Origin of the sequence: Lactococcus muris, assembly GCF_042849115.1 — a bacterium.
In the GTDB taxonomy this organism is placed as follows: domain Bacteria; phylum Bacillota; class Bacilli; order Lactobacillales; family Streptococcaceae; genus Lactococcus; species Lactococcus muris.
Genome location: NZ_BAAFQO010000028.1, coordinates 1 through 12,247, shown reverse-complemented (window position 1 = coordinate 12,247; position 12,247 = coordinate 1). Strand labels below are relative to the sequence as shown.

Here is a 12,247-nt window from a genome sequence, read left to right as displayed (position 1 = left end):
TTAGAAAACGGATTTTGCTCCAACAAATCCTTGTCAAACGCAACTAAAAAAGCTGTCCTAAGACAACTTTTCACACACTGCTGTAACTCATTTTTTAGCGAGTACCACCGCAGAGTTGACAGAGCCGAACAAGCTAGCCCCCCAGCCAAACCACCCACCCTTTTCTCATCAAACACTCATTTCATTTGACCTTTTTTTTTTATACTATAGACTCAGAAAGTAAATGTAACATTAGAAATACAAATGTAATGAAAATCTAAACCACAGGTTACGTCAAAGGAGGAGTTTATGACACCAGAAAAGAAAAACCAGCGGCGGCTGCGCAACCTCGCGCTCCTGTCCCTCTTATTGCTCTTGGTAGGCGGCACCTTCGCCTTCCAAGCCTTCAACCAGCGGGCCATCAATGACCGCATCCGAGAAAACATCCCCGGCGGCCGTGTCCACGACTACTACAACCGTGACACGGAAAACAAGGACGTCTTCGTGGAGAACTATGGCAATGTGCCGCTCATGGCCCGTATCCGCCTCTCCGAGTTCATGGAGAAACGCTCAGTAGGAGATACAGACTTCACCCCTATAGTGAACGGCACTATCCGTGACCAAGTGGACACCTGGACGGTCATGCGTCCCTCAGAGAACAACCTGAACATCCGTGTAGATGACTCGGCAGCCTTCAACACCTACTCTAACCTGACCTTTGGTTGGAGCCGTTCAGGTCAAGATGCCCCATGGTTCATGCCGACCTTCAACCGGGACAACCAAGACCTGATGACAGCAGCCGCAGGACATGCCCGTGACTGGGTCACAAGCACAGCCACAGACGGGGTAACAGACGGCGCCACTCACCCCGGAGACGGCACAGATGCCTACTGGTCCTCTGGCGACAGCTTTGATAACAGCGGACCAGTTTGGCCGGGAGAAGAAGTCACCCATGATGCGGCTCAAAACCTGCAACAAGAGCGTGCCCCGATGACCATCAGCCAGTGGGCAGCCTTACCTAATAACCTGAAAGTCGGGAACTTCTGGGTCATCGACCACCAAACAGGCTGGGCCTACTGGGCGAATCAACTTCAAGCAGGAGAGACCACCTCTTACCTCTTGGATGCAGCAGAGATGACCGCAGCAGTGAATACTATTCCGGGAGAATATTACTACGGTATCCATGTGGACGGGCAACTGATCAGTCCCGACCGTATCAATGACTTCTTGGCTGCAGATGGAAGCTTTACCCACCATGACGACTTGTCAGACTTCTTGACAGCTGTACAGACTGGTTCCATTGATAACAACTGGGGGAACCCGGGACCAGATGATAATGTCCAACCCGACCAAATCAACTTTAGTATCATGGCACCGGGGACCATCTTTACTATGGCTGGGGAGCAGTACCGTTATTTGGAGAATCAAGGGGGTGGGAATCATTTGATTATTCGGAATGATTCATTAAGAGGTCATCTTCCTGCAGCACAAGAAACAGCTCTTACAAACTGGTATGCTGGTCTTGACTCAGCAGTTCAAGCTATGGTGCAGCCTGTAGCAAATGTATTTACAACTGCTCATGTGAGGCCTTATGACCTTGATTGGAGTGATCCAGCAAGATGGCAGGTACTTAATCTAGATGATTTCCCTGATATTGCAGCAGATATTAGTACAGCTGTTTCAACGGGAACCCCTCGGGCTTTCGCACTTTCCATGGCGGACATTGTGCGACTATCTGGTGCAGGACTTGCTTTTACAAGTAATGAAAATCGTGCAGGCATAGGTTCTAGCTGGTGGTTCCTACGTACTCGTTCTTCTGAAACAGGGAGTGGTATTTGGAGAGTCGGTTCTGGCGGAGGTTTAGGCGCTTGGTCAAGTCAACATCCGAGTTTGGATACTGGTGGAGTTCGGCCTGCTCTCATAGTTAGACAGTAATGCTAAAAAAAAAAGAGGCATATAAATGAAAAAGAAAAAATCCCACCAATCTGATGGGATTTTTGAGTTGCCTTTATTTCAAACTGTTGGCTTCCATGATTTCGTCAATGAAACCATAGTCCAGTGTTTCTTGAGCAGTCATCCAGTTGTCGCGTTCTGCATCTGCGTGAACTTTTTCTACAGATTGACCAGAGTTTTCGGCCAAGATTTTTTCCAAAGTGTGACGGGTTTTGAGCAAGTGCTCAGCAGCGATCGCCATATCTGTTTGCTGTGTACCACCACCAGTACCGCCCATAGGTTGGTGAATCATGTATTCTGCGTGTGGCAACATGAAGCGTTTACCTTTTGTACCGCTAGAAGCGATGATTGTCCCCATAGATGCAGCGATACCCATAACGATGGTTTGCACGTCAGACTTGATGAAGTTCATAGTATCAACGATAGCAAGACCAGCAGAAACAGAACCACCAGGTGTATTAATGTAGAGGTAAATATCCTTTGTACTGTCTTGAGCATCCAAGAAGAGAAGTTGCGCAATGATGGAGTTTGCCATACCATCCTCAACGGGTCCAGTCAACATAATGATACGATCTTTCAACAAACGACTGTAAATGTCATAGGCACGTTCGCCACGGCTTGATTGTTCAATAACAGTAGGCACTAAATATCCCATAGATAAGTCTCCTTTTTCAATGTTTTATTCTATTATAAATTAAAGGTCAAAAAAGGTCAAAAAATAAGCACGTTTGACATGAAAGAATGTCCGGCTATAATAAGAACAGGAGGAAAAATGATGAAAATTGAACACATAGGTATCTGGGTAAGGGACTTGGAAACAATGAAGGCGTTTTACGAAAAATATTTTTCAGCAAAGGCGGGGAAGAGGTATCATAATCCCAAAACAGGTTTTACTTCCTACTTTATGAGCTTTGCAGAAGGGGCCCGCATAGAACTCATGCACCGAGCAGATACACAAGAGGTTTTCCCTGAAGGCCTGGGCTTTGCTCATCTTGCAATACATGTGGGCAATGAACAAGAAGTGAACCAAAGTGCTCAGCGGTTTTCAGAAAATGGTTATGAAATTTTATCAGGTCCTAGAAGGACAGGAGACGGTTATTATGAGGCTGTAGTCCTTGATCCCGAGGGCAATAAAATCGAAATTACAGCTTAGGATTAAAATTTTTTAAAGAAATAAGTTTTAAAAAATTAGTCATTTTGCTATAATAATAGTATGAATTCAGAACTTATTATTTCTATGCTTGTTGCTATGATTGCAGGAGCTTGGCTTTTTATTGCAGGGATGTATATTTACAAACGATATGATGAAAACCGCTATAAAAAGCGCTTGGCTATCGAGAAACTTTTACGCGAGATTGAGGTTCGTAATACTTTAAACCAAAAGATTATTGAAATTCTAAACCGCCCCATCATTGGAGATGACGAAGCTATTGTAAATCCTCAGAGTGATGTAAAAGTTCCTTTTTATGACTATAATTTTTTGAAAAATTACACTTCTATGTATAATTTGTACATTCCAGCTTATTTCTTGAGTACTTTTTTCAAGAATCTTTCTCAGCACTTGGCTGTTTTCGAAGACGAACAAGATTTGAAAAATGGAGGCTATATTTTCAAGGAAGCTCGTCCAATTTTCGAGAACTTTTCTGTTCAAATTACAGAGGATATTGAGGCCAAGAAAAAGGAACTGGAGAAAGCAAAAAACATTTATCCATCTATGCTGAAACGCCAGCATTACAACATTTAAATACTTTCTAAAAATCTGTCCAATAGGATAGATTTTTTTAGAATAAAAGGGAAAAGGGTCTTTTTTTTATCTGTCAATTATGCTATAATAGCAAATGCTAATACCGCTAGGTATTATAAATATAGACTGTGGATTTTTCCATAATAATATAAAGAAGTAATATGAAGGAGAGAGGGATGCTTACTATTTATACAGCCCCATCTTGTACGAGTTGTAAAAAAGCTAAGACTTGGTTGACTTATCACAACATTCCATTTCAAGAGCGTAATCTCATTGGTGATCCGCTTTCAGCAGAAGAAATTAGCCGCATTCTTGAAAAATGTGATGATGGTGTTGAGGGGCTCATTTCTAGTCGTAACCGTTTTGTTAAAACACTGGGTGTTGATTTTGAAGACTTATCACTATCCGCAGCCATCAAAATCATTTCTGAAAATCCACAAATCATGCGTCGTCCGATTATCATGGATGAAAAACGTCTACATGTAGGATACAATGAAGAAGAGATTCGTGCTTTCTTACCACGTACCGTACGTATCTTGGAAAATGGTGGCGCTCGCTTACGCAATGCCATCTAAAAAATGCAATTATTCATAAACGCCCATGGTGGCGTTTTTTGCTTACCAGCACATCAAAAAGTAAACAAGCAGCCAAGGAAGTTTTCATAGAGTGGAGCATTTTACAACTGTTACTTAAGTGATGGGACAATTCTCCAAATGCAAGGTATTGTTCCTCTTCCTACTGTGACAAATTGCCCATAAACACCGACTTCGTTAGCTTTCCTGTCGAAAAATTTATAGATGTTTTGGTTAGGATAGAAAGGATCACTTTTTACGAGAACAGCAAAAGCAGTTGCATCTTTTGGCTCTCCTAGATAGAGAGAGCCATTAGAGGATATAACCACATAGTTACGCTCGGCGGAGAAAGAATTTCCAAACCTTATATAAACTCGCCCGTGACCCGCATCTTTAAAATAAACTTCTTTACGATTACTGAGGGAAACGTAATCCCAGTTATGATCCCAACTTAGATATGTTTCCAAGCCTAAGTTACCTAGAAAATGATTGTCATAATCAAAGAGACGAAAATACAAAGGTGTATCAAGAGGTAAGCTGTTTTCTGTTTTTAAAGAAGCGGTGCTATCTTTATGAGCATCAGCTGTGGCTGTCATCGCCTGTGTAGATAAAGCAAAGATAGAGAGCACAGTTAATAACATGGCTGCTCCTGAAATTAATCCCTTGAACATAGTTCTTCTCCTAAAAATTTTTTGACATGAATTTGACTGCATGTTGAGAGCAAATCTGTAGTGACATTATATTGTTATAAATGAGAGGAGGCCCAAGTGTCTAAGTAAATCGTGCACGGTGAGAGACTTGACCTCAGTTCTGGAAAGAGGATGTTGCCTATAATATCTTCTCTGTTTTGAGCAGGAACCGAAGCGCTTTTTAGTGTCAAGTCCCTCTTTTTTAGAAGCTGTCGCAGCTTATGCCTAAAGTTTTCGTACGATGTTCCAGACAGTAGGTCGTGTTCCTGGTCCTACGGTGATGTATTTGCCATAGGTTCCTATCCCTCTGTAGTTTCGATCAAAAAATTCATAAATTTTTTGATTAGGATTGAAAGGATTGCTTTCCGCGATTACAGTAAAAGCTTCTGCGTATTTTTTATTTCCTAAGAGGAGGTAGCCTTTAGGAGATATTACCACATAGTCATATCCTTCCCAATATGCTTGTCCAGAGCGTATATAAACTTTACCCTGCCCCGCATCTTCTAAATAAACCTCCTTAAAAGCAGATAGATAGAGAAATTCCCAAGGCAAGAGGTTCCAATCTAGGGTTGTCGTTAATCCTAAACTCCCTAAAAAATGGTTGTTATAGTCAAAGGCACTAAACAATAAAGGAGTGTCAAGGGGCAGAACTCCTTCATCCTTTGGATTTTGAGAAAGCAGGACGTGACTATGAGAAAAATCTGCGGCTGCAACTGCAGACTTGGGAAAAGCAAAGACACAAAGTGCACTTAATAAAACAGAGCTCCCTACGATGAGTCGATTGAACATAACATTTCTCCTTAGATATTTTTGGATGATTTTAACCATGCCGGTTTTCGAGAAAATATGTAGCGGCATAATGAACTGTAACAGGACGCTTTATTGTTTCTATCCCGAATAAAGCAGGCTGATATAAACTTATGGTATCTAGGGTTGCTTTATAATTTTCCAAGTTGCTGGAGCTGTTCCTAGGCCTGTTGTAATGTATTTTCCATATGTCCCTATGGGGCTATAATAATGATTGAAAAATCTATAGCGTTTTTGTTGAGGATTGATAGGATCGTCTTGCTCGTAAGTGAGAAAGGCTTCGGCATATTTTTTCCCCCTAGGTAAAGATAGCCTCTGGAAGAAATGGCCACATAGTTATGTTTGCTACAGTTTGGTTTACCAGACCTCATATAGACTTTATTATTTCCGGCATCTTCCAAGTATAGAGGTTTATAAGTATCCATGTAGAGTAATCCCAATCATGACCGTCCCAATCTTTTGAGGAAGTTAAGCCCAGATAACCAAGAAATTGGTTGTTGTAGTCATAAACTCTAAAAAGTAATGGCGTATCAAGAGGTAAAGTTTCTTCTGTTCTTAGGTCTTGAAAAATCGCCTTATTTTTCTGACACTTAGCTGTAGCGACATGTGTAGGTGAAGCAAAGATACAAGTCACTAACACAGCCGTCCCAAACACTGCTCCTTTTAACATAAATTTTCCCCTCACTGTTTTCTAAATCTGAGAGACTTCCAAAAATTCTTGAAAACAAATCTATAACAGCATTTTAAATACAAAGGTAGGAAATGTAAAGACATCAGGCAGGCAAAAAAGTTTAAGGATAGGAAAATAATAAGATGAAAATTGAGAAATAAGCAAGACTGCTTCATATAAAATATATATATCAGAACTTTTTATCTGAAATGATAAAGCAAACAAGACCGAAAGTGTTAAGTATGAAGGAGACACTGAGAACTTTTTGAAATTGACTTGTTTTATATGGATTAATTGAGCTTTCTTAATGTTTCAAGCTGCTTGCTGAAGTAATGGTAATTTCCGAAAATATCAAAAAACGTGCTTTCTTTGAGGAAGCACGTTCTTGCTTGAGGAAATCTAAAAGTGATAAATGAGACCTGAGTGCCCTTTTTTACTTGCAGGACTTAGGCTAACTTTCTCTCTTGATTGCCCTTTCAAGACTGTCCGTTAAGTTTCTGAGTTGAATTTGGCATGGGCACGAGCTTCCAAGCTGCAAACGTGGTCCCTTTGCCAATCGTAGCAAAGTCGCCATACATGCCGAGACCTCTAAAATCTTTGTCGAAAAACTCATAGAATCTATAGTTGGAGTTCTTAGCATCGTCTACTCCAGATACAGCGAAAGTTGCTGCATAGTCTTTGAGACCTAAGTACAAGAAGCCTTGAGAAGATATTGCCACATAGTCATATCCCTTCCAGTCAGCCTTTCCAGATCTTAGATAGACTCTGCCATTTCCAGCATCTTCTATATAAATCTCCTTAGCTGCATCTGCATCATGTTCCATATGGAGATAATTCCAATTCAAACTAACAGATAATCCTAGATAGCCCAAGAAAGATTCCTTTTCACTGAATCCCATGAATACTAAGGGAGTATTAAGCGGTAAATCTTTTGGTGGTGTTGATTTGACTCGGGAAGTTAGAGCAGGACTTCCAGACAAGCCAGATGTGGTTGCCGACGCATGGGTCGGTGAGTTTGCCACATAAACAATACCCAACAATACAAAGATGCTTAGCATCAATCGTTTTAACATAACATTCCTCCTAAATGTCTTCTAATTTTGAAATGACTTTGCACTCAGTGTCTCTTGAAACCGGATCCATAAGCGTATTGTAAATATAAAACCTTAAAATGTAAAGGTTTTGGATAAGTAAAAAAGTCCATGGAAAAGGGAGAAATATTGCTGTGTATTCAAAGACAAGAGCTACTGGACAAATAAAAATATGTATAAGGGATACTTTTTTATTGATGAAAAGTTAAAAGGGAGGAGGACAATTATTTTAGAAGCTAAAGGCTAGAGAAAATGCTAGAAATCCGAAGTACATAGGAAAATCACATACTTTGATGCTAACTTAAAAATAAAAAAATTATACCTGATTAATGGCACATGTTGGAAATCTAAAAAAATACCAAAAGAACGTGCATTTCATGAATAGAAAACACGTTCTTATTTAAAGAAACTAAAAGTAATCAACACAGAAGTCTGAAACTTTGACTTCATGGAGTGGCTAAACAATTTATCCGGTCATTTTACGGACCTGCTCCTAAGTAGCTGCTGTCTCTTCTTTCCGGATGAGAGATACTATTTATTTGTCTGGCTTACTGTGGCCGTGTTATTAAGGTTGGGGGATAATCTGCCAAAATACTGGAACAGTACCTCCTCCAACTGTGACATATCTACCATACACGCCTACGCCTCTGAACTTACTGTCGAAGATATCATAGAGTTTTTGACCAGGGTTAACAGGATCGTTTTCTGAAGTGATAGTAAAAGGCTCTGCATGTTCTTTAGTACCTAAGTACAGGTAACCTCGGCTGCTTATTGTTACATAGTCATACTCTTCCCAAGAGGGTTTTCCAGCGCGGATGAAAAATTTACCATGTCCGGCATCTTCTAGATACATTTCCCCATAGGTATCCATGTAGAGGTAATTCCAAAAAAAACTAGAAGTCAATCCCAGATAGCCTAAAAAGTTATTATTGTAGTCAAAGCCCCTGAGTACTAACGGGGTATCAAGAGGTAAGGTATCGTCTGTATTTTCATTAGATTGGGAAGACGGTGGTGCTCCCACTGTGGATGCAAAAGCATGATTTGGTGCACCAGACAAACAAAGCACACCCAACAAAACAGCAAAACTCAGCATTAGTCGTTTTAACATAACATTCCTCCTAAATGTCTTTTAGTGAAGCAATTTTCATTTTAGAGACTCTTGAAACCGGATCCGTAATTATATTGTATAATACAAAGTGTAAATTTGTAAAGAGGACAAAGACCTGTAAAGGGGATGAAAAATTTATAAAGAAGAACGAAATAATCTGGAAGATATACAGAGCAAGACAGTTAAAAAATTAAAATGAACGTGTGGGAGAAACTTTTTCTTCTCATTATTTCTTGAAGAACATAAGCAAAGTAAAATTTGATAGAAAAACAAGGTAATTTTCTAAGAGAAAATTTACTTTGTTTTACGTTATAATAGAAGAATGGATATTTTTGATACACATACGCACCTCAATTCGGATGAATTTATAGGTAGAGAAAAGGAGATTATCGCTCAGGCACATGAGCTGGATGTTCATCGCATGAATATCGTTGGGGTTAACCGAAAAACAAATGATTGGGCGATGAAGCTTGCTACAGAGTTTACGGAATGCTACGCAACGATTGGTTGGCATCCTGACGAATGTGGCAGCTTTGATCAAGCAGCAGAGCAGTATTTGTTAGAAAACCTGCAAAAAGATAAGGTATTAGCAGTGGGCGAGATTGGGTTAGATTATCACTGGATGGTGGAGGCGAAGGAGCTTCAAGAGAAGACTTTTCGCCGTCAGATTCAAATTTCCAAGGAAGCTGATGTTCCCTTTGTCGTGCACACACGGGATGCACTGGAAGACACTTATGAGATTATAAAGTCAGAGGGAGTTGGTCCTCGTGGCGGTATTATGCACAGCTTTTCTGGGGGCTATGAAGAGGCTAAAAAGTTTATAGAACTTGGGTTAATGCTATCATTTTCAGGAGTGGTTACCTTTAAGAAAGCGCTGGACGTTCAAGAAGCAGCCTCAAAGCTCCCTCTAGACCGCATACTTGTCGAAACGGATGCACCTTATCTTTCGCCAATGCCTTATCGTGGCAAGGAAAATCAGCCAGGTTATACACGCTATACAGCTGAAAAAATCGCTGCGCTTCGGGGCCTGACACTAGAAGAGGTGGCAGAGCAAACTTATGCCAATGCGCTTAAGGTATTTGGCTTATCATGACAAAAGAAAAAATTGACAAAGTCATTGTTGTTGAGGGGCGTGACGACACCACTAATCTCAAACGTTTTTATGAGCTAGACACTTACGAAACTGGGGGCAGCAGTATTGATGCTACGGATATTGAGCGCCTGAAAGTGCTTCAAGAAAGACGCGGACTCGTTGTTTTTACAGATCCAGACTTTCAAGGGGAACGTATCCGCAAGATTATCATGCAAGCTATACCTGAGGCCCAGCACGCCTTTTTGAAGCGTGAAGAAGCACGGCCTAAAGGTAAAGGCTCTCTCGGGGTTGAGCATGCAAGATACGAAGATTTACAAAAAGCTCTAGGACATTTAACGGGGGGCAAGCTTGTTTCACCGACTGTAACTCAGGCAGACCTCATTACATTTGGCTTAATTCTTCGCCCCGACAGTCGTCAGCGGCGTGAATACCTCTGTGAAGAACTCCGGATAGGCTATGCCAACGGCAAACAAGTTCTCAAGCGACTTAATATGTTTGGCATCTGTGTAGAGCAAATAGAAGAAATAATGAAGGGCTACAAATGAAGAAAGCACTTGAAATAAAAAATTTAAAAAAAGTATATGATTCGGGTACAGAGGCTTTGAAAGGCATTGACTTAAGCGTTGAAGAAGGCGACTTTTATGCCTTACTTGGACCAAACGGAGCAGGAAAATCAACAACTATCGGTATCATTACCTCACTTGTGAACAAAACATCAGGAACGGTCAAGGTCTTTGGCTATGATATTGATAAAAATCTCGTTCAAGCCAAGCAACAGCTCGGACTTGTACCACAAGAGTTCAACTTCAATCAGTTTGAAAGAGTCCAACAGATTTTAGTCAACCAAGCAGGCTACTACGGTGTACCACGTAAAGAGGCGCTCAAACGCTCTGAAAAATATCTGACCCAACTTGAACTCTGGGATAAACGTAATGACCGCGCAGGACGATTGTCTGGTGGCATGAAGCGGCGTTTGATGATTGCGCGTGCCTTGATGCACGAACCGAAACTTTTAATCTTAGATGAGCCAACGGCCGGTGTTGACATTGATGTACGTCGCTCGATGTGGGAATTTCTTGCGCAGCTTAATGCATCAGGAACAACGATTATCCTGACAACGCACTATCTGGAAGAAGCAGAAATGCTCTGCCGCAATATCGGAATTATTCAGTCAGGACAAGTCATTGAAGATACAAGCATGAAAAACCTCTTGTCAAAATTGCAGTCAGAAACCTTTGTCTTAGATATCAAAGCGACTGGTGCCGTTCCAAAACTCAGTGACTATACGATGAACATGATTGACCCGCAAACATTGGAGCTTAAGATTGAGCGAAACCAAGGGATAAATGCTGCCTTTGAGCAGTTGACAGAACAAGGCGTTCAAGTCCTCTCCATGCGTAATAAATCCAACCGCTTGGAAGAACTTTTTGTTAAACTTACCCACGAAGAGGAGGTGAAGAATGCTTAAACTTTACTGGACAGCAGGTAAATCTCTTGCGATTAAAGAGGTGACACGTTTTATGCGTATCTGGGTGCAAACTTTAGTCCCACCTGTGATTACAACAACGCTTTATTTCATCATTTTCGGGAAAATGATTGGGTCGCGTATCGGGGATATGAATGGCTTTTCCTACATGCAATTCATCGTTCCTGGTTTGATTATGATGTCAGTCATTACAAGTTCTTATGCAAATGTTTCATCAAGTTTCTTCTCCCAAAAGTTTCAGAAGAATATTGAAGAACTGCTTGTTGCCCCCGTACCTACCCACGTAATTATCTTAGGCTTTGTTGCTGGTGGAAGTTTACGTGGTCTACTTGTAGGAACGTTTGTTACGATTATTTCCTTGCTTTTTGTTCCTTTGGTGGTAAACTCATGGCTGGTCATCCTTGTGACTTTACTCTTGACGGCCTTCCTTTTTTCACTGGCAGGTTTACTGAATGGAGTTTTTTCCCGCTCTTTTGATGATGTCTCGATTGTTCCGACCTTTGTTCTGCAGCCTTTGACCTATCTGGGGGGCGTTTTCTACGCTATCTCAATGCTGCCGCCGATTTGGCAGGACATCTCTAAGATAAATCCCATCGTTTACATGATTTCAGGTTTTCGCTATGGTTTCTTGGGTCTTCAAGATGTGGCGCTTTGGATTAGTCTTCTTGTTTTGCTGGGTTTTGTTGTTGCTCTCTATGCTATTTGTTACTATTTTATTGAACGTGGACGTGGCTTAAGAACATAAAAAATGATACTGGATAAAGAAGGGACAGGTAGGTCTCTTTTTTTTTTTGTAAGCCTAACAGCTAAACTGAACTGGTTTTTTCTCATCAAACACTCATTTCATTTGACCTTTTTTTTTATACTATAGACTCAGAAAGTAAATGTAACATTAGAAATACAAATGTAATGAAAATCTAAACCACAGGTTACGTCAAAGGAGGAGTTTATGACACCAGAAAAGAAAAACCAGCGGCGGCTGCGCAACCTCGCGCTCCTGTCCCTCTTATTGCTCTTGGTAGGCGGCACCTTCGCCTTCCAAGCCTTCAACCAGC

At 41.0% G+C, this 12,247-nt stretch carries 14 protein-coding genes; 8 read left to right on the top strand and 6 right to left on the bottom strand.

Annotation, left to right across the window (positions count from 1 at the left end; genetic code table 11):
- Positions 1-288: 288 nt before the first annotated feature.
- Complete coding sequence (locus ACGHCK_RS11055; RefSeq protein WP_394304568.1) at positions 289-1,914, top strand: hypothetical protein; 1,626 nt, start codon at positions 289-291, stop codon at positions 1,912-1,914.
- Between the two features lie 73 nt (positions 1,915-1,987).
- Here the strand turns inward: ACGHCK_RS11055 and ACGHCK_RS11050 are convergent, their stop codons facing one another.
- Positions 1,988-2,587 carry an ATP-dependent Clp protease proteolytic subunit gene (locus ACGHCK_RS11050; RefSeq protein ID WP_202231700.1) on the bottom strand — a complete coding sequence of 200 codons (600 nt, stop codon included), beginning with the start codon at positions 2,585-2,587 and terminating at the stop codon, positions 1,988-1,990.
- A gap of 120 nt (positions 2,588-2,707) precedes the next feature.
- Between ACGHCK_RS11050 and ACGHCK_RS11045 the strand changes: the two genes are divergently transcribed.
- From ACGHCK_RS11045 to spx, 3 genes are all read left to right on the top strand, one after another.
- Positions 2,708-3,085 (top strand): VOC family protein, encoded by a 378-nt coding sequence (locus ACGHCK_RS11045; RefSeq protein ID WP_202231701.1) that lies wholly within the window; start codon positions 2,708-2,710, stop codon positions 3,083-3,085.
- A gap of 60 nt (positions 3,086-3,145) precedes the next feature.
- Positions 3,146-3,676, top strand: a complete 531-nt coding sequence (locus ACGHCK_RS11040) for a hypothetical protein (protein WP_251423231.1) — start codon at positions 3,146-3,148, stop codon at positions 3,674-3,676.
- 176 nt (positions 3,677-3,852) lie between these two features.
- The gene (gene spx / locus ACGHCK_RS11035; RefSeq protein ID WP_003134024.1) at positions 3,853-4,251 is read left to right on the top strand and encodes a transcriptional regulator Spx; all 399 of its coding nucleotides are present in this window, start codon (positions 3,853-3,855) and stop codon (positions 4,249-4,251) included.
- Positions 4,252-4,361: 110 nt separating this feature from the next.
- Here the strand turns inward: spx and ACGHCK_RS11030 are convergent, their stop codons facing one another.
- The 5 genes from ACGHCK_RS11030 to ACGHCK_RS11010 form a co-directional block, all read right to left on the bottom strand.
- Positions 4,362-4,919: a hypothetical protein gene (locus ACGHCK_RS11030; protein ID WP_251423225.1), complete on the bottom strand. Its 558-nt coding sequence runs from the start codon at positions 4,917-4,919 to the stop codon at positions 4,362-4,364.
- 243 nt (positions 4,920-5,162) lie between these two features.
- A complete protein-coding gene (locus tag ACGHCK_RS11025) occupies positions 5,163-5,726 on the bottom strand; it encodes a hypothetical protein (protein ID WP_251423222.1) in 564 nt (187 codons plus the stop codon).
- Between the two features lie 385 nt (positions 5,727-6,111).
- The gene (locus tag ACGHCK_RS11020; protein ID WP_251423219.1) at positions 6,112-6,414 is read right to left on the bottom strand and encodes a hypothetical protein; all 303 of its coding nucleotides are present in this window, start codon (positions 6,412-6,414) and stop codon (positions 6,112-6,114) included.
- A 476-nt stretch (positions 6,415-6,890) separates the two neighbouring features.
- On the bottom strand, positions 6,891-7,487 hold the full coding sequence (locus tag ACGHCK_RS11015; protein ID WP_202231553.1) for a hypothetical protein: 597 nt from the start codon (positions 7,485-7,487) through the stop codon (positions 6,891-6,893).
- A gap of 583 nt (positions 7,488-8,070) precedes the next feature.
- Positions 8,071-8,613: a hypothetical protein gene (locus ACGHCK_RS11010; protein WP_202231554.1), complete on the bottom strand. Its 543-nt coding sequence runs from the start codon at positions 8,611-8,613 to the stop codon at positions 8,071-8,073.
- Positions 8,614-8,935: 322 nt separating this feature from the next.
- On the opposite strand from ACGHCK_RS11010, the gene ACGHCK_RS11005 reads away from it, so the two are divergent.
- Genes ACGHCK_RS11005 through ACGHCK_RS10990 form a run of 4 tightly spaced genes read left to right on the top strand, consistent with a single transcriptional unit; the run spans position 8,936 to position 11,937 of the window.
- Positions 8,936-9,706, top strand: coding sequence for a TatD family hydrolase (locus tag ACGHCK_RS11005; RefSeq protein WP_251423211.1), 771 nt, complete (start codon positions 8,936-8,938; stop codon positions 9,704-9,706).
- Positions 9,700-10,251, top strand: a complete 552-nt coding sequence (gene rnmV / locus ACGHCK_RS11000) for a ribonuclease M5 (RefSeq protein WP_202231558.1) — start codon at positions 9,700-9,702, stop codon at positions 10,249-10,251. Before ACGHCK_RS11005 ends, rnmV begins: the two co-directional genes overlap by 7 nt.
- Positions 10,248-11,174 carry an ABC transporter ATP-binding protein gene (locus ACGHCK_RS10995; protein ID WP_251423208.1) on the top strand — a complete coding sequence of 309 codons (927 nt, stop codon included), beginning with the start codon at positions 10,248-10,250 and terminating at the stop codon, positions 11,172-11,174. Before rnmV ends, ACGHCK_RS10995 begins: the two co-directional genes overlap by 4 nt.
- Positions 11,167-11,937, top strand: a complete 771-nt coding sequence (locus ACGHCK_RS10990) for an ABC transporter permease (RefSeq protein WP_251423205.1) — start codon at positions 11,167-11,169, stop codon at positions 11,935-11,937. The genes ACGHCK_RS10995 and ACGHCK_RS10990 overlap by 8 nt, the downstream gene beginning before the upstream one ends.
- Positions 11,938-12,247 lie beyond the last annotated feature (310 nt).